This is a genomic window from Salinibacterium sp. AL4.1 (assembly GCF_059767305.1).
The window spans coordinates 1-17,746 of record NZ_JBSOQK010000003.1; the positions used below are offsets into that span (position 1 = coordinate 1).

The following is a 17,746-nucleotide window of genomic DNA, read 5'->3' on the forward strand; positions in this document are numbered from 1 at the left end:
GCTCAAATGGGCCAATTAGTGAAGGCCGGTCACGACCCGTGAGCGCCAGCAAGTATGGATTCTGCAGTTCTCGCAGGCGGGCGTCCGTCAGCGCCAGCAACTCGATACGCCGGTCTACGTGAGCGCCGACTGTGCGGCATCCGTCGGCACTCGGCACTCGGCACTCGGCACTCGGCACTCGGCACAGGATTATGGTGTGGGAGTTGCGGGCAACACGTCGTAGACAAGATGAGCGAACTGGCCGACTGCTTGTGCTGAAACCAGGCGAAGACGCTCGGGTCCCACGACGCGAGGGAGTACAGGCGCTCCCCCGACGACCACGGCTGGCGCGAAAGAGATCGCGATCTGGTCGAGAGCGCCGGCGTCGAGGAATTGCGCGGCGAGTTCTCCCCCACCCACAATCCAGATGTCGCCATCGCCGGCCGCATCCCGAATCGCGGGCAGAGCATCCGCAACACTTCCCTGCAGAAAGCGCACATCGGCACCGTCGGGGACGGGGAGATCGCGGGTGGTGAAGACGAAAGTGGGCTTGTGGCCGAAATACTCGGCCCACTTGTGGGGCTGAGCTATCAACTCCTCGTGTTTCAGCACCCACTCGTAAGTCGTTGAGCCTTCGACCACCACGGTCGCTGTCGGAGCAACGGCGGGGGCCTCGTCGGACTCGACGGCGAACAGCCAGTCGAGCGAGTTGCCCTCATCCGCGATGAATCCGTTGAACGTGGATGCAGTTTCGTAAAGGATGCGCGACATAGCGTCAGGCTACGCGCGGCGGACGACATCACCATCGCAGTCGTCATCTCTCCGCAGTGCGAAGACAACCGCCAAGGCGCAGCTCGCAAAGATCAACCAGGGGGTGAGGATCGAACGCGGACACGTGAGGTCGAGCATCCGGAGCATGACAGCGAAGCTCGCAGCGCACAGCGCCGCGGCAACGAGCAACGTGAGCGCCGGGCTTGGCCAGACCCCGCTCGGCACCACGGCGCCGCTAAGTTCGTCGAAAGACTTCGCCGGAAACGGAATGCCTGAAGCCCACAGAACATGAAGCGCTCCCAACACAGTGAGGGCCAGCACGAGGAATGAGCCAGCCAAGATACGCAGGCGTATGTTCATGGCTTCACGCTAGCATCCGCTTCAGGATTCGCGGAGTACGATTTGCCCATGGCACTCCCCCGCACCGAGCGACTAACTCCCGAGCGTTGGGCCGAAGCAGCCCTCGTGCTCGGAGCACGAGAAGGCCTGGCGGCCATCAACATGGAACGCGTCGCGGCCGAACTCGGCGTCACCAAGGGCAGCGCGTATCACCACTTCTCTTCACGAGCTTCCCTTCTCGACAGCGCGCTCGAACTGTGGAAGAAGCGTGCGACTCAGGATCTGATCGATCAACTCAGCGATCTGGAATCACCACACGAACGACTGGCCGCCATCTTGGGCGCCTCGATCGGCCGCGACCCGCGCGACGGGCTTGAGTACTACATCCTCACCTCGCGAGACCCGATCGCAACGCCCGTCATCGATGCCGTAACGACCGCACGGCTCCACTTTCTCGAAGAGATCTACCGAGACTTTGGACTCGACGGGCATCGTGCACGCCTATGGGCGCGCTCGTGCTACTCGACCTACTTGGGACTGCAGGTGTTGCGCCACACCCTGCCCGCCGACGCTCAAGTCGGAACCGGAACCTCAGCAGACATCGCTGAAATGGTGCAGCAACTCACGCCACCCGAAGCCAGCAGCGCCCCGGCGCAGTAGAACGCCAGACGACTAAGCCGCTCGCCCGCTAGGACGTGACGAAGATTCCCGCGAGCGTCTTCTTGCCACGACGGAGAACCGCCACATTTCCCGCCAGAAGGTCGCTGCCGACCGTCGCTTGGTCGTCCGCTACCGCAACGTTGTTGAGGTAGACGCCGCCCTGCGAAATCGCGCGACGTGCTTCACTCGCACTCGACACCAGCTTCGTGTCGATGAGCAATTGCACGATCGTCGACTCCGCTGCCGTCTCGACGTGGGCGAGTTCTCGCAATGCTGCGGCAAGAGTGTCGGCATCCAGAGACGCCAACTCTCCCTGGCCAAAGAGGGCAGCGGAAGCAGCAATCGCTGCATCGGTTGCCGCACGGCCGTGTACAAGAGAAGTCACCTCGTAGGCGAGCGTCTTCTGTGCCTCACGCCTAAACGGCGCCTCGGCGACAGCAGTTTCGAGAGTCGTGATCTGCTCACGCGACAAGAACGTGAAGATACGCAGTCGCTGAACGACATCCGCATCATCGGTGTTGAGCCAGAACTGGTAAAACGCGTAGGGGCTCGTCATGTTCGAATCGAGCCAGATGGCGTTGCCCTCGCTCTTGCCGAACTTGGTGCCGTCGGAGTTGGTGATGAGCGGGGTACCGATGGCGTGAACGCTCGCACCCTCAGCCTTGTGAATGAGGTCGCTACCGCTCGTGAGATTGCCCCACTGGTCGCTGCCACCGGTCTGCAATACGCAGTCGTAGCTGCGGTAGAGCTCCAAGAAGTCCATACCCTGCATGACTTGGTAGCTGAACTCGGTGTAGCTGATGCCGGCGTCGCTGTTGAGGCGCGCGCTCACGGCATCCTTCTTGATCATGGTGCCGACGCGGAAGTACTTTCCGACATCGCGCAAGAAATCGATCGCGCTCATAGGCGCCGTCCAGTCGAGGTTGTTGACCATGCGCACGGCATTGTCACCCTCGGTGCTCAAGAACTTCGAAACCTGACCCTGCAAGTAACTGACCCACTCAGCAACGGTTTCGCTGTCGTTCAGGGTTCGCTCGGCAGTGGGACGGGGATCGCCGATAAGACCGGTCGCTCCCCCCACGAGCCCGAGAGGCTTGTGGCCGGCCAGCTGAAGGCGGCGCAACAAGAGCAGCTGTACAAGGTTTCCCAAGTGAAGACTGGGTGCCGTGGGATCGAATCCGCAGTAGTACGTGATCGGCTCACCATCGAGAAGCTTCTCGAGGGCATCCGCGTCGGTGGAGACATGCACGAGGCCACGCCACGTGAGTTCTTGCCACAGGCTCTCGAAAGAGTCGTCGTTGCTTTGAGTACTGAGGGATTCTGATGCTATCGCTGACACGTCATTAACCGTAGCGCCTTTCGGAGGGGTGCTGAGAGCAACGACGGCCGCGCGAGGCTCAGTGCTGGGGAACTGTTTCCGGGGAATCAGGCTTGTGGGCCTGATGTTGGGAAATCAATGCTGTAGCCTTTAGGGATGTTCGTGATTACCGCAGACCAACGCAATAGCCGCAGCAGCGCGGATGCCGTAGCCGAAACCCTGCAGCGCATCAACGGGGAACGCGCGGAAGACCTCGCCCTCCCTGCAGAACGCACGGCCGGAGACGAAGCGCAGCTGCTGCTAACTTCCGCGCAGGCCGCGCTCGACATCGCTCTTGAACTAACTCGTACCGAACAGTGGAGCGTGGGAATCGGCATTGGCGCTGTGCCGCTGCCCTATGGCGCGAACGTGCGCGCCACGAGCGGCGCCGCCTTTCTCGCCGCCCGCGATGCCATCGACCGCGCCAAGAAAAGCCCGGCCAAATGCGCGGTGCAATCTGACCCTGACAGTGAACTAGCACGAGACATCGAACCGCTACTCGAACTACTGATTTTGCTGCGCGGCCGGCGCACCGCCAACGGTTGGGAACTCTACGACCTCCTCAGCACCGGCATCACGCAGGCCGATGCCGCCGAACGCCTCGGCATCTCGCCGCAGTCGGCAAGCCAACGTGCCCTCGTGGCCGGATTACGCACCGAAGAAGAGGCCGTTCGTGCTCTTGCAAACCTGCTCGACAGAGCACACAGTGGAGTAGTAACCGACAACGCGCTCAGCGCAGAGGAAGGCACGTCATGATCGGCTGGTGGATCGCGGTACTGGTTTTCACAATCGGAGCGATTGGCGCATCCATGGTTGCAGCCCGCACCGACAAGTACTGGCTCGCCACCGTTTCGCTGCTGCCCGTCGGCCTTGCCCTCATTCTGGGATCCACCGGAAACCCTCTACCGGGCGATGTCTCGGGACTCGTTATCTTGCTCAGCGCAGCCTTCGTCGCACTCGCCACAATCGCGGGGAGCCCCCTCGTTGCTCTCGTGCTCTCGCTCGCCTCGTATCCGGCACCCCGCGGCGAACACGGCGGCATCCTCGTCATCGACGCAGACTCTCCGCTGCCCGAGCGTGAGATTCTGCGCGGCGGAACGACCATCGGCTATCTCGAGCGCTTCGCGTTCATTGCCTCGTTCATGGTGTGGCAGCCCGGCGCTATCGCCATCATCGTGGCCATCAAAGGACTCGGTCGCTTCTCTGAACTGGAGAACGCAGCTGCGCGCGAGCGGTTCATCATTGGCACCCTCGTGAGCCTCGTCTGGGCTGGACTCTGCACCGCGGCGCTGCTCGTCGGTCGCTAAACAGCCCCGACGCCCTTGCGTTACGAGTGCTGCGTTGCCGGTGCTGCATTGCCGGTGCTGCGTCACGGATGCTCCGCTACGACTAAAGCGCTTCGCTCTCGCTAAGCGACTCGGGAGGCCGGGGTTTCTCGACCCACGTGACGAGCACCACCGACACGATCATCAACAGCAGCCACGAGCCGAGCTTCGCGATCGAGACCAGTTCCCAGCCGTCCGACTGATTCGGGTAAACCCACGCATTTGACCAGGTCGCCACGTTTTCAGCGATCCAGATGAACATCGACACCAGCACGAAAGCGACCAGCACGGGCATCCGGAACCGCGCCCGCGACACCCTGACATGTATGACCGTGCGCCACCACACCACCGCGATGGCCGCGAAGAGGAACCACCGAACATCGACGATGAAATGGTGGCTGAAGAAGTTGAGGTAGATCAACGAGGCCACGACCGCGGTGATCCAGCGCCGCGGATAGTGATCGAAGCGCAGTTCGAAGAGGCGGAAGACGCGCACCATGTACGAGCCGACCGCCGCGTACATGAAGCCGCTATAGAGTGGGACGCCGAAAATATGCAGCATGCCGTCGCCCTCGTACGTCCAGGATCCGGCATCCGTCTTGAAAATTTCCATCACGGTACCCACGATGTGAAAGAGGATGATGACGCGCAGTTCGCGCAGTGTCTCTAGCTTGAACACGACCATGAGAACTTGGATGGCGAGAGCAGCGAGCACCAAAAAGTCGTTGCGGGCGAGGGGCGCCGACTCGGGATACCAGAGGCGTGTAAGTACGAGAACGGCGAGTAGCGCTCCCCCGAACACGCAGGCCCACGCCTGCTTGAGCACGAATACCGTGAACTCGATGGTCCACGTGCGGATTCGTTGCGATGCGGAACTGCCGTTTGTCGCAGGGCTCGACTTCGCGGAGGTGCCGCGCACCCGGTCGAGACGCCGATGTGCCCACTCGTCAATCCGCTGCTCGAGCGGAGTAAAGCGGGCCATCAGGCGCGCTTTCGTTTCGCTGCGGCACGATACGGGGAGACACTGGGCTCCCCCGGAATCCAGAAACGCCACGGAAACTCAACAGTGCCACCCTCGCCGGCGACGCCCGTGCGCGGCCCCGCGCTGAACGGAGACTGCGACAGTGACAGCTCTAGGCTAACGCGACCGGTCTGCAGGTTGGTGCCAGCGTCATCCAAACGAATTCCGAGCGCCACCGCGAGACGAGCGGGGCCCATCGCGAGGTCCGCTGGCTTCTTGGTTGTCGCACGACGTTCGGCCGCAACATCCACGCCTTCAATAACTTCGCCCGCCCGCAACAAGATTGCGGAGGCAACGCCCTCGGGCATGCACACTACGTTCGCGCACGTGTGCATGCCGTAGGTGAAGTACGTATAGAGATGACCGGGCGGGCCATACATGACGGCGTTGCGTTTGCCCGGCCCACGGAAAGCATGCGAGCCGGGATCGGCCTCGCCCATATACGCCTCGACCTCGGTAAGCCGCACGGCGACTTCGCCAACGCGCACGACAGCCCCCAGCAACAGCGGAGCAACCTCGGTTGCCGGCCTGCTGAGCAGATCGAACACTTCTAGCTAAGAACCTGCGGGTCAAGAGCGGCAGCGAGAACGCGAACACGCTCAGTCAGCTCGGCGCGCTGCTCGGCAACGCGCACGGGAGCCGTTCCGCCCACGCCAGTACGACTCGAGACCGAGCCCTCCACCGTGAGGACCGCACGAACATCGCCCGTAAGGTGCGGTGAGATGGTGGCGTAGTCGGCATCCGTCGGTTCGTGAAGTTCAAGGGTGTTCTCTTCGCAGAAACGAACCAGCGAACCACTGATCTCGTGGGCTTCCCGGAACGGAACATGCTGACGCACGAGCCAATCCGCGACGTCGGTAGCCAGAGAGAAGCCCTGCGGAGCGAGCTCCGCCATGCGCTCGGTGTTGAACCGGAGCGTGGCAATCATGCCGGTGAAGGCGGGAAGCAAGACTTCGAGCGTCTCGACCGAATCGAAAACGGGCTCTTTGTCTTCCTGCAGGTCGCGGTTGTACGCGAGCGGCAACGCCTTCAGCGTGGCGAGCAGCCCCGTGAGGTTGCCGATGAGGCGCCCCGACTTGCCGCGAGCAAGCTCAGCGATGTCGGGGTTCTTCTTCTGCGGCATGATCGATGAGCCCGTGGAATACGCGTCGTCGAGCTGCACAAAATCGAACTCGCGCGTGTTCCAGAGAATGATCTCTTCACTGAGTCGCGAAAGATCAATGCCGAGCTGCGCAGTGATGAAGGCGAACTCTGCGACGACATCGCGGCTCGCGGTGGCATCGATTGAGTTTTCGGTGGGGCGAGAAAGGCCCAGTTCTCGAGCAACCAGCGCCGGGTCGAGCCCGAGAGTGCTGCCGGCAAGAGCACCAGAGCCATACGGTGAGGTGGAGGCGCGAGCCTTCCAGTCGCGAAAACGCTCGAGTGTGCGCACAAGAGGCCACGCGTGGGCGAGCAAGTGATGTGCGAGCAGCACCGGCTGCGCATGTTGGAGGTGCGTGCGCCCCGGCATGATCGCCGAGTCATGCTTTTCGGCCTGCGCCACGATCGCATCGATCAGGTCGACGACCATCGCGGAAATAGAGCCTGCGTGGTCGAGGAGATACAGGCGCACGAGAGTGGCGATCTGGTCGTTACGGCTGCGACCGGCGCGGAGTTTGCCTCCGACATCGGCGCCGGCGCGCTCAATCAGTCCGCGCTCGAGAGCGGCGTGAACGTCTTCTTCGGATTCGAGAGCCGTGAAGCTGCCATCGGCAACCGCTGCGCTCAACGAGCGCAGGGCATCCTGCATGGTCTCCAGCTCGGAATCATCGAGGTACCCCGCGGCCGCGAGCGCAACAGCGTGCGCTCGCGAGCCGGCGAGGTCATACTGCGCAAGCTGCCAATCGAAGTGAGTCGACTTGCTCAATCGGGCAAGCTCGGGTGAGGGACCGCTAGCGAAGCGGGCTCCCCAGAGTTGTCCCTCACCAGTTTCGGCAGATTGCGCCATGATTAGCCCTGCTTTGCGTCGCGACGAGCCGAGATCTTGCTCGGCAGTGACCAGAGTTCGATGAAGCCCTTAGCCAGCGACTGGTCGAAGGTGTCACCGGTATCGTAGGTGGCGAGGCTGAAATCGTAGAGGCTCTGCTCTGACTTACGGCCGGTCGGCACGGCACGGCCAGCGTGCAACGTCATACGGATCTCTCCGCTGACGTAACGCTGGGTGTCATCGATGAACGCGTCGAGTGAACGCTTGAGACCTGAGTACCAGAGTCCGTCGTACACAAGGTTCGACCACTCGGCTTCGACTCCACGCTTGTAACGGGAAAGGTCGCGCTCGATCGTGAGCGATTCGAGCTCTTCGTGGGCGGCGATAAGAGCCATCGCGCCCGGAGCTTCGTAGACTTCGCGGCTCTTGATACCCACGAGGCGGTCTTCAACGACATCGATACGGCCAACGCCGTGCTTGCCCGCGAGCGCATTCATGTGCTCGACGATAGCGAGAGCCGACATCGCGACTCCGTCGATGGCGGTCGGGATTCCAGCTTCGAAAGTGATCGTCACTTCGTCGGCGGGAAGACCGGCGGCAGGGTCAGCCGTGTACTCGTAGAGTTCTTCGATCGGTGCGTTCCACGGGTCCTCGAGGAACCCAGTCTCGACCGCGCGGCCCCAGACGTTCTTGTCGATCGAGTACGGGCTGGCAGCCGACTGGCGAATGGGAAGGTTGTGCTTTTCGGCATAGACGATTGCCTTGTCACGCGTGAGCGCAAGGTCCCGCACGGGAGCGATGCTCGTGAGGTCGGGAGCGAGAGCCGCAACAGCAGCCTCGAAGCGAACCTGGTCGTTTCCCTTACCGGTGCAACCGTGAGCAACGCTGTCAGCACCAAGAGCCTTCGCAGTGAGCGCAAGGTGGCGAGAGATAACCGGACGGCTCAGAGCCGACACCAGCGGGTAGCGCTTCTGGTACAGCGCATTTGCCTTGAGTGCCGGCATCAGGAAGTCATCGGCGAACTCATCTTTGGCATCGATGACGATCGATTCAACAGCACCACAGTCGAGAGCGCGCTGACGGATGTCATCCATGTTTTCGCCTCCCTGGCCGACGTCAATCGCGAGCGCGACGACCTCTTTGCCGGTGGCGTCCTTGAGCCAGCCAATACCTACGGATGTGTCGAGTCCGCCCGAGTAGGCGAGAACTACGCGTTCTGACATGTGTTTATCTCCTTGACGTCGTGAATCAGTTTAGGGAACTACAGCGGCGGCATTAAACCGCCAAGGAATTAGGCAGCTTGGTCGAGCAGCCAGATCATGAGGGCTTTCTGAGCGTGCAGCCGGTTCTCTGCCTCATCCCAAATGACGCTCTGCGGGCCATCGATAACCTCGGCGTCAACCTCATAGCCGCGGTCGGCGGGGAGGCAGTGCAAGAAGATGGCGTCGGGCTTAGCGAGGGCCATCATGGCGGCATCCACCTTGTACGCTCCGAGAGAGGCCACACGAACAGCCTTCTCGTCTTCCTTACCCATTGACACCCACGTGTCGGTAACCACGACATCGGCCCCGGTGACGGCCTCAGCCGGGTCGGTGATGATGGCAATCGAACCACCCGTGGATGCTGCGATCTTTTCGGCGTCGGCTACGACATCCGCCAAGGGCAGGTAGTCCTCGGGGCAAGCGATGCGCACGTGCATTCCTGCGGTCGCACCGGCGAGCAGGTAGGAGTGCACCATGTTGTCGGCACCATCACCGAGGAACGTAACGGTCAAGCCCTTGAGCTCGCCCTTGTGTTCGCGGATCGTGAGTAGATCGGCGAGCAACTGGCAGGGGTGGAACTCATCGCTCAGTGCGTTGATAACAGGAACCTGCGTACCGTGAGCCATCTCGATGAGACCCTGTTGCCCGTAGGTGCGCCACACGATAGCCGCGACCTGGCGCTCGAGAACACGAGCGGTGTCGGATGCCGTTTCCTTGCCGCCCAGCTGGCTGTTGGCCGTGGAGATGATGAGCGGCGAACCGCCAAGGTCAGCAATGCCGACCGCGAAAGACACGCGAGTGCGCGTCGAGGACTTGTCGAAGATCACCGCGACAGTCTGAGGGCCTTCGAGGGGCTTGCGGCCCCAACGGTCGCCCTTGACCTTCTCGGCGAGATCGAGGATCTCGAGTTGTTCAGCCGGGCTGAGGTCATCGTCGCGAAGAAAATGCCTGGTCATGATGCCTCCGTAAGAGTGTTCTGAAGTACGACGTTCAGCACGGCGCTGAACGTAGCGATGAATTCGGTGATCTCGGCATCGCCAATGATCAGGGGTGGTGCAAGTCGAACAGTCGACTCGTTGGGAGCATTGACAATGAGCCCGTGATCGAGCGCCGCTGCCACAACCTGCTGAGCGACGGGCTGCGAAAGACCGACACCAATCAGGAGACCGCGACCACGCAACTCATTCACCAAGGGTGATCCGATCGCGTCAATCGCGGCACGCAGCTGGCCACCCCGCGCAGCGGAGTTCGCCACGAGGTCGTCGCTTTCGATCTGCGTGAGCACGGCATTGCTGACGGCACACACGAGCGGGTTTCCGCCGAACGTGGTGCCGTGCTGTCCCGGCTGCAAGAGAGCGGATGCCTCACCAAAGGTCACGAGCGCGCCAATCGGCACTCCCCCGCCAATTCCCTTCGCGAGCGTGATCGCGTCGGGAACAATGCCGCTTTCTTGAAAGCCAAACCAGCGCCCGGTGCGTCCGGCTCCGGTCTGGATCTCGTCGACGATGAGAAGCACACCGTGTTGCGTCGTGAGTTCTCGCGCAGCTTCGAGGTAGCCCTCGGGAAGCGGCTGCACTCCGGCCTCGCCCTTGATGGGCTCGACGAAGAGTGCTGCGACATCGGGGCCGATCGCTGCGGCGAGCGCCTCGATCGTGGTGTCAATGATGTCGACATTGGGCATCAGCGGCTCGAAGGGTTCGCGAAGTGCGGGCTTACCCGTGATGGAGAGTGCGCCGATCGAACGACCGTGGAACGAATCTTTCAACGAGAGGATGCGCGGGCGGCCAGTGCGGCGAGCCAGCTTCACGGCTGCCTCGTTTGCTTCGGTGCCCGAGTTCGCGAAGAAGACACGCCCCTCTTCGCCTGCTCCCGAGATACGCAGAAGGCGTTCGGCGAGCGCGAGTTGCGGTTCGGTCGCGAAGAAGTTCGAGACGTGAAGCAGGTTCGCCTGGCTCGTGAGCGCCCCGACGACGGCCGGGTGATTGTGACCGAGCGAGTTCACGGCAATGCCGCCCAGGAAGTCGAGGTAGCGCTTGCCGTCGGAATCAAAGACAGTGCAGCCCTCGCCGCGCACGAGTTCAACCTTTGGCGTACCGAAGGTGTTCATCATGCGGTGGTTGTAGTCGTCTTGCCAGCTCATACAGGTACCACCTCGGTGCCAATTCCATCTTGTGTGAACACTTCGAGGAGGATCGAGTGCGGGGCACGACCGTCGATGATGGCGGCCTTCGGCACACCGGCATCCACGGCTTCAAGGCACGCGGTCATCTTGGGAATCATGCCCGATTCGAGACTCGGCAGCAGTTCACGGAGTTCATCAGTGTTGATGATCGAGACGAGTGATTCGCGGTTGGGCCAGTCGCTATAGAGACCAGCAACATCGGTGAGGATGACGAGCTTGGCTGCATCCAGGGCGATCGCGAGCGCCGCCGCGGCGGAGTCAGCATTCACGTTGAGGAGACCAGACGCGTCATCCGCGATCTCCCCGGCTTCTTGAGCAAGCGTGGACACCACGGGAATGTTGTCACTCGCGAGCACATCGAGTACCCGCTGAGGGTCAACTTCCGTGACGTTGCCGACAAGCCCAAGGTCGACACGCTTTCCTTCGATCTCCTTGATCATGCGCTCACCGACGAAGAGTGAGTGCTCGTGCCCGGCGATGCCGTTAGCGAGATCTCCGTGCTCGTTGATGAGATCGACGAGTTCGGCCCCCACCTGGTCGGTGAGAACATCCCGCACAACGTCAATCGACTCTTCGGTCGTCACGCGGTAGCCCGCGCGGAACTCCGACTCGATACCGCGAATCTTGAGCTCCTTAGTAATCTGGGGCCCACCACCGTGAACAATCACGGGGCGAACACCAGCAAGACGCAGATAAACCATGTCTTGCACAAAGGCGCGCTTGAGTTCGTCGTTGATCATGGCGTTACCGCCAAACTTCACCACAATGATGCGGTTGCGAAAACGCTTCAACCACGGAAGTGCCTCAATAAGCACTCCCGCCTTCGTCATGGCCTGCTCGTGTTCAGCGCCGTGTGTGAATGCCGGCATCAGCTGGAGTACGCGCTGTTCTCATGCACGTAATCGTGCGTGAGGTCGTTGGTCAGAATGGTTGCTTCGGCATCGCCCGTAGCAAGGTCAATCAACACATGCACAGCACGGCCCGTGAGGTCCACCTCGTCACGCGAACGGTCGGGGGCACCCGCGTGGCAGACCCGCACACCGTTCATCGAGACATCGACCGCGTAGGGGTCGAAAGCGGCATCCGTGGTTCCGATTGCGGCCAAGACGCGGCCCCAGTTGGGGTCGTTGCCGAAGATGGCTGCTTTGAAGAGATTGTTTCGAGCAACCGAGCGGCCAACGACGACAGCATCGTCTTCGCTCGCAGCACCCACAACTTCGATGCGGATGTCGTGGCTTGCACCCTCAGCATCGCCCTGCAGTTGTTCGGCCAGGTCGTTGCACACGCTCGTGACGAGCGCGGCGAACTCGGCCGTGTCAGGAGTCACGCCCGAAGCACCGGACGCCATGAGGGTTACTTGGTCGTTGGTCGACATGCAACCGTCGGAATCGAGGCGGTCGAAGGTGAGGCGAGTGGCTTCGCGGAGGGCCGCGTCGAGGTCGGCGGAGGCGACAGCGGCGTCAGTGGTGATGACCACGAGCATTGTCGCGAGGCCTGGTGCGAGCATCCCGGCGCCCTTGGCCATGCCACCGACGGTGTAGCCGGTTCCCGCAGCGACGGCAGTTTTGGGCTTGCTGTCGGTCGTCATGATCGCGAGAGAGGCGTTCGTGCCGCCCTCGGTGCTGAGCGCCGCGGCTGCGGCAGACATTCCGGCGAGAACCTTGTTTTGCGGTAGCTGTTCGCCGATGAGACCGGTCGAACAGACGAGGATGTCGCCTGCCGAAGCGCCCAGGGTCTCGGCAACGTGCTCGGCGGTGGCGTGCGTCATTTGGAAACCCTGCGGCCCGGTGAAGCAGTTAGCCCCACCCGAGTTGAGGGCGATCGCCGTGACGATGCCGTCGTCGATGACCTGCTTTGACCAGATGATCGGATGCGCTTGGGCACGATTGCTCGTGAACACCGCGGCCGCGTCGAAACGGGGCCCGCGGTTCACCACGAGGGCGACATCGAGGCCGCCACTCGCTTTGAGACCGGCTTCGACACCGGCGGCTTCGAATCCTGCGGCTGCTGTGACACTCATGGTGCTACTCCGTCCAGCGCCAGACCGAGGGTTTCCTCGAGGCCCAACGCAATATTTGTCGATTGAATGGCGGCACCTGCGGTTCCCTTGACGAGATTGTCGATCGCACTCACAACGACGACGCGACGAGCGGCCTCGTCGATAGCAAGCCCAATGAGGGCGGTGTTGGCGCCGAGGGTGTCTGCGGTGCGCGGGAATTGTCCCTCCGGCAGCACGTGAACGAAGGGTTCGTCGGCGTACGCCGTCTCCCACGCTTCGCGTACCTGAGCGGCAGTAACGCCCTCAGCCAGCTTGGCCGTTGTCGTAGCGAGGATTCCCCGCGACATCGGCACCAGCATCGGAGTGAACGAGACGGTGACGCTCTCGGCGCCCGCAACCTTCAAGTTCTGAGCGATCTCAGGAGTGTGACGATGCGTACCGCCCACGGCATACGCCGAAGCGGAGCCCATCATTTCACTCGCCAAAAGGTTCACCTTGAGGCTCTTGCCGGCACCGGATGGTCCGACAGCAAGCACCGCCACGATGTCCTCGGCCTCGATGAGAGAGGAGCGGATGCCGGGGGCGAGAGCCAGCGTGATCGCCGTCACATTACAGCCAGGCACCGCAATACGCTTCGAACCGGCGAGTGCGTGCCGTTGGGTTCCGCCGGCGGCATGCAGCAGTTCGGGCATCCCGTAATCCCAAGCGCCGAAGTACTCGCCTCCGTAAAACGCGGCCCAGTCATCGGGGCTCGTCAGGCGGTGGTCGGCACCACAGTCGACGACGAGAGTGTCGGGGCTGAGTTCAGCCGTCAACTCCCCCGACTTGCCGTGCGGCAAAGCAAAGAAAACGACATCATGGCCGGCGAGCACTGAGGGCTCAGTCGGCTGGAGTTCGAGGTGGGACAACGACCGCAAATGCGGCTGCACATCGATCAACCGTTGGCCAGCGTTACTAAACGCCGTCACGGTTCGAACATCGAACTCAGGATGGGTGGACAACAGGCGAAGAAGCTCGCCACCGGCATAACCGCTGGCACCGGCCACAGCGACCGAAATTGACATGGAATTACCTTCAGTGGGGTTCGGAAACGAGAACACTTGCGGCGGCGTTTCACACAACCTCGTGGGTCGTGGCGAAACTCCGCCTATCGTCGCTCGTCAGCCCCGCGCAGTACCGGCGAAGACGGCGCAACAAAGCGCAGCGAGAGTCGCTGGCAGCAGGCGCGGAGGTCGGTCACGTTTCTAGAATAGCCCCCTCACTGCGCGGCAGGCTAATCGACAAGCACAAAAGCCGGCCATCACCGTAGGGTGAGGACCGGCTTTCGGTGAAGCGAGGTCTTACTCGCGCAGCTCAGCGCCGACGCGTTCTCCCGCGAGAGCGACAGCGGCGTTCTTCGCGTCGGTCGCTTCCGCCTGCGTGAGCGTGCGGTCGACGGCACGGAAGCGCAGCGCGAACGTCAGCGACTTGTGCGTCTCGGGGATACCTGTTCCGCGGTAGTCGTCGACAAGGCGCACGTTCTCCAACAGTTCGCCGGCACCCGCACGGATGAGAGCCAAGAGCTCACCTGCCTGCACCTCGATCGGCACCACGAGGGAGAGATCCTGCGTTGCTGCCGGGTAGGAAACAATCGGCGTTGCCGCGACGTCTTCTGCCGCACTCTGAATCAGCACGCTGAGGTCAAGTTCGAGCACCGCGACGACGCGCGGAAGGTCAAGCTCCTGGGCGAGGGCCGGAAGTAACTCGCCGGCGTAGCCCACGGTTGTGTCTCCGACACGAAGTTCCGCGGTGCGGCCCGGGTGCATCGAGTGATGGCTGCCCGTGACAACGGCGATCTCCACCGAGAGCGTCGCCGCCACGTGCTGAACAGTTGCCAGAGCATCCGCGAGTCCACGGGAGACGGGCTGCTGGCCCGGCTGACGCGTCACGGCATCGCCGAGGAACAATGCGGCGACATGCCACGGTTGCTCAGGGATGCTCGAGCGCAAGTCGGCGAGAGCAGCGTCACTCGGCAATTCGTAACCGAGCGGCAGCGACGTGCTGCCGTAGCTACGTCCGGCTTCGGGCAAGAAGACTGTTCCTACCTCGAAGAGCGCCAAGTCGGTCAGCCCGCGAGACACATTGCGGTGAGCGATCGCCGCGAGGCCGGGGATCAACGAACGACGCATCGTGGCGGCATCCGGGTCCAGAGCGTTCGCGAGCTTAATTGTGGTTGCTCCCCCCGCCTCGGACGCCCCAAAGAGGTCGTTCGAGTGCTGCGAGATGAAGGGGTAGGCCAAGACCTCGGTGAGGCCAGAGGCCGCAAGGCTGTTCGACACCGTACGTCGCAGTCGCTGCGCCCGTGTGAGGCCGCGGCCCGGAGGCGCAATGGGAAGGACAGCGGGAATGCGGTCGTAGCCCACGATGCGAGCCACTTCCTCAACGAGCGTTGTCTTATCTCCAAGGTCGGGGCGCCAGCTGGGCGGTGTGACGCTCCAGCCGGTGTCGGTTGATTCGACCGTTGCGCCGATCGCCTGCAGCGAATCAGTGATTTCGTCAGCGGAGTAGTGCACGCCGATGAGGCCCTGAGCGTAGCCCTCGGGCAGGTCAACGGCATCCACGGCGTGATCGGCGAGCAGGTCGCTGCCGAGCTCGTCGACGGTTCCGCCACCCAGTTCAACCAGCAACTCGACGACTCGCGCTGCTGCGGCCGGAGCCACTAGCGGGTCAACACCGCGCTCGAAGCGACGCGATGCTTCGCTACCGAGCTTGTGGCGACGAGCGGTACGCGCGATCGAAATGGGCTCGAAGTTTGCGGCTTCGATCAAGACGTTGGTCGAGGAATCTGTGATCTCAGTGCTCGCTCCCCCCATAACGCCAGCAAGGCCGATCGGGCCTGACTCATCAGTGATCAGCAGGTCCTCGGGGTCAAGCTTGCGCGACTTGCTGTCGAGCGTTGTGAGGGTCTCCCCTGCCTGAGCCCGACGGACCGTGAGGCCGCCTGCTACACGGTCGAGGTCGTACGCATGAATCGGCTGCCCGAGCTCGAGCATCACGTAGTTCGTAATGTCGACCGTGAGCGAGATCGAGCGGATGCCGGCCAGCGCCAGACGCGTGATCATCCACGAGGGCGTTGGCTTGGTGACATCCACGTTCCGCACGACACGGGTGACGAAGGCTCGCACCCCGGCGCGACCGCGAATGGGCGCGTCGTCAGCAATGACTACGGGGAAACCGCTCGCTTCGGTGATCGTGGGAGCGTCGGCGGGGTCCGTGAACGTAGCGCCCGTCGAGAGCGCGTATTCGCGAGCAACGCCGCGTAGTGACATCGCGTAACCGCGGTCAGGCGTGACGTTGATCTCTACCGCAAAGTCATCAAGACCAAGCAGTTCAATCGCGCTCGTTCCGACCTCGGGGTCGAGACCCAATGTGGACAATACGAGGATGCCGTCGTGCTCATCGCCGAGGCCGAGCTCGCGAGTAGACGCGATCATTCCATCGGAGACGTGACCGTAGGTCTTGCGGGCAGCAATAGGGAACGGGCCGGGAAGGACTGAACCGGGCAGCGTGACGACGACCTTGTCGCCGACAACGAAGTTGTGGGCTCCGCAGACGATGCCGCGAGGCTCTGCTTCGCCAACATCGACCTGGCACCAGTTGATGGTCTTGCCATTGGACTGGGGCTCGCCGACGAACTCGAGCACCTGGCCGACAACGACCGGGCCAGAGATGTCGAAGCTGTGAACGTCTTCTTCTTCAAAGCCGACCTTGACGAGGGCAGCATGAACTTGCTCGTGCGTAATGTCTGCGGGGATCTCAACGAATTCCCGCAACCAACTCATGGGAACTTTCATCAGACCACCATTCCGAACTGCTGGGAGAAGCGAATATCGCCCTCGACCATGTCTCGCATGTCATTCATTTCGTTGCGGAACTGAAGCGTTCGCTCAATTCCCATACCGAAGGCGAAGCCCTGATATTCGTCCGGATCAATGCCGGCGGCACGCAACACGTTGGGGTTGACCATGCCGCAGCCACCCCACTCAACCCAGCGTGCGCCACCCTTGGCGTTCGGCTGCCAGACATCCATTTCGGCGCTGGGTTCAGTGAAGGGAAAGTAGTTGGGGCGCAGACGAATCTGGGCACCGTCGCCGAACATCGCGCGAGCGAGGTGCTCAAGCGTGCCGCGGAGGTGAGCCATCGTGAGGCCCTTGTCGATGGCGATGCCTTCCAGCTGGTGGAACACCGGCGTGTGGGTCGCATCGAGTTCATCGGTGCGGAACACGCGTCCTGGCGCAACAACGTAGACCGGCAGCGGGCGTTCAAGCAACGAACGGATCTGAACCGGGCTCGTGTGCGTGCGCAGCAGCAAGTGCGAGTCCACTGGGTCGATGAAGAAAGTGTCTTGCATCGCCCGCGCGGGGTGATCTTGGTCGAAGTTGAGGGCGTCAAAGTTGAACCACTCGTTCTCGAGTTCGGGTCCTTCGGCGACCTCCCAACCCATACCGACGAAGATGTCGCTCATGTGCTCCATGAGCAGGCTCAGCGGATGCCGGGCGCCCTTCACGTAGCGAGTGGCGACGGCCGTGACATCCACCGCTTCTGCCGCAAGCTTGGCTTGCTCCTCGGCGACTGCCAACTCGGCCTCGCGCGCGCTAAAAGCGCCGTTGACGCGACCGCGGGCGGCTCCGATGAGCTTGCCGGTGGCAGCTCGGTCGGCGGGCGCCACGTTCTTCATCTGAGCGTTAAGCGCTGCCAGTGGCGAGCCCTCGGCAAGATGGGCGCCGCGCACCGTTTTGAGGTCGGCCATTGTCGCGGCGGATTCGATGGCAGCAAGAGCTGCTTCGACCGCTGCGGTTACCGCTGGTTCTGTGATCGGGGTGGGTTCAGACACAAGACCCGAGTT

The 17,746-nt window shown here is 62.3% G+C and carries 17 protein-coding genes; 3 read left to right on the forward strand and 14 right to left on the reverse strand.

Features of this window, described 5'->3' with window-relative positions:
• Positions 1-189: 189 nt before the first annotated feature.
• Both ACWTV3_RS12545 and ACWTV3_RS12550 read right to left on the reverse strand, forming a co-directional pair.
• Entirely contained in the window at positions 190-750 is a 561-nt protein-coding gene (locus tag ACWTV3_RS12545) for a dihydrofolate reductase family protein (RefSeq protein WP_498478552.1), read from the reverse strand.
• Positions 751-759: 9 nt separating this feature from the next.
• Positions 760-1,110: a DUF3995 domain-containing protein gene (locus tag ACWTV3_RS12550; protein ID WP_498478553.1), complete on the reverse strand. Its 351-nt coding sequence runs from the start codon at positions 1,108-1,110 to the stop codon at positions 760-762.
• Positions 1,111-1,158: 48 nt separating this feature from the next.
• Between ACWTV3_RS12550 and ACWTV3_RS12555 the strand changes: the two genes are divergently transcribed.
• Entirely contained in the window at positions 1,159-1,749 is a 591-nt protein-coding gene (locus ACWTV3_RS12555) for a TetR/AcrR family transcriptional regulator (RefSeq protein ID WP_498478554.1), read from the forward strand.
• 28 nt (positions 1,750-1,777) lie between these two features.
• Here ACWTV3_RS12555 and tyrS read toward each other — a convergent pair whose 3' ends face one another.
• Entirely contained in the window at positions 1,778-3,088 is a 1,311-nt protein-coding gene (tyrS, locus tag ACWTV3_RS12560; RefSeq protein ID WP_498478555.1) for a tyrosine--tRNA ligase, read from the reverse strand.
• A gap of 135 nt (positions 3,089-3,223) precedes the next feature.
• On the opposite strand from tyrS, the gene ACWTV3_RS12565 reads away from it, so the two are divergent.
• Both ACWTV3_RS12565 and ACWTV3_RS12570 read left to right on the forward strand, forming a co-directional pair.
• On the forward strand, positions 3,224-3,862 hold the full coding sequence (locus tag ACWTV3_RS12565) for a DNA-binding protein (protein WP_498478556.1): 639 nt from the start codon (positions 3,224-3,226) through the stop codon (positions 3,860-3,862).
• Positions 3,859-4,413 carry a hypothetical protein gene (locus ACWTV3_RS12570; RefSeq protein WP_100390114.1) on the forward strand — a complete coding sequence of 185 codons (555 nt, stop codon included), beginning with the start codon at positions 3,859-3,861 and terminating at the stop codon, positions 4,411-4,413. The genes ACWTV3_RS12565 and ACWTV3_RS12570 overlap by 4 nt, the downstream gene beginning before the upstream one ends.
• An 82-nt stretch (positions 4,414-4,495) precedes the next feature.
• On the opposite strand, the gene ACWTV3_RS12575 is transcribed toward ACWTV3_RS12570, so the two are convergent.
• The 11 genes from ACWTV3_RS12575 to pheS form a co-directional block, all read right to left on the reverse strand.
• The gene (locus ACWTV3_RS12575) at positions 4,496-5,413 is read right to left on the reverse strand and encodes a DUF817 domain-containing protein (protein WP_498478557.1); all 918 of its coding nucleotides are present in this window, start codon (positions 5,411-5,413) and stop codon (positions 4,496-4,498) included.
• Positions 5,413-6,000, reverse strand: a complete 588-nt coding sequence (locus tag ACWTV3_RS12580) for a DNA-3-methyladenine glycosylase (RefSeq protein WP_498478558.1) — start codon at positions 5,998-6,000, stop codon at positions 5,413-5,415. The genes ACWTV3_RS12575 and ACWTV3_RS12580 overlap by 1 nt, the downstream gene beginning before the upstream one ends.
• A gap of 2 nt (positions 6,001-6,002) precedes the next feature.
• Positions 6,003-7,439: an argininosuccinate lyase gene (argH, locus tag ACWTV3_RS12585; RefSeq protein ID WP_498478559.1), complete on the reverse strand. Its 1,437-nt coding sequence runs from the start codon at positions 7,437-7,439 to the stop codon at positions 6,003-6,005.
• Positions 7,440-7,441: 2 nt separating this feature from the next.
• The gene (locus ACWTV3_RS12590) at positions 7,442-8,641 is read right to left on the reverse strand and encodes an argininosuccinate synthase (protein ID WP_129070961.1); all 1,200 of its coding nucleotides are present in this window, start codon (positions 8,639-8,641) and stop codon (positions 7,442-7,444) included.
• Between the two features lie 68 nt (positions 8,642-8,709).
• Complete coding sequence (gene argF, locus ACWTV3_RS12595) at positions 8,710-9,636, reverse strand: ornithine carbamoyltransferase (protein WP_498478560.1); 927 nt, start codon at positions 9,634-9,636, stop codon at positions 8,710-8,712.
• The gene (locus ACWTV3_RS12600) at positions 9,633-10,820 is read right to left on the reverse strand and encodes an acetylornithine transaminase (protein WP_498478561.1); all 1,188 of its coding nucleotides are present in this window, start codon (positions 10,818-10,820) and stop codon (positions 9,633-9,635) included. The genes argF and ACWTV3_RS12600 overlap by 4 nt, the downstream gene beginning before the upstream one ends.
• Positions 10,817-11,731, reverse strand: coding sequence for an acetylglutamate kinase (gene argB, locus ACWTV3_RS12605; protein ID WP_498478562.1), 915 nt, complete (start codon positions 11,729-11,731; stop codon positions 10,817-10,819). Before argB ends, ACWTV3_RS12600 begins: the two co-directional genes overlap by 4 nt.
• Positions 11,731-12,882: a bifunctional glutamate N-acetyltransferase/amino-acid acetyltransferase ArgJ gene (gene argJ, locus ACWTV3_RS12610; protein WP_498478563.1), complete on the reverse strand. Its 1,152-nt coding sequence runs from the start codon at positions 12,880-12,882 to the stop codon at positions 11,731-11,733. The genes argB and argJ overlap by 1 nt, the downstream gene beginning before the upstream one ends.
• Positions 12,879-13,925: an N-acetyl-gamma-glutamyl-phosphate reductase gene (gene argC, locus ACWTV3_RS12615; RefSeq protein WP_498478564.1), complete on the reverse strand. Its 1,047-nt coding sequence runs from the start codon at positions 13,923-13,925 to the stop codon at positions 12,879-12,881. Before argC ends, argJ begins: the two co-directional genes overlap by 4 nt.
• 276 nt (positions 13,926-14,201) lie before the next feature.
• The gene (gene pheT, locus ACWTV3_RS12620; RefSeq protein WP_498478565.1) at positions 14,202-16,694 is read right to left on the reverse strand and encodes a phenylalanine--tRNA ligase subunit beta; all 2,493 of its coding nucleotides are present in this window, start codon (positions 16,692-16,694) and stop codon (positions 14,202-14,204) included.
• Complete coding sequence (gene pheS, locus ACWTV3_RS12625; protein WP_498478566.1) at positions 16,694-17,734, reverse strand: phenylalanine--tRNA ligase subunit alpha; 1,041 nt, start codon at positions 17,732-17,734, stop codon at positions 16,694-16,696. The genes pheT and pheS overlap by 1 nt, the downstream gene beginning before the upstream one ends.
• Positions 17,735-17,746 lie beyond the last annotated feature (12 nt).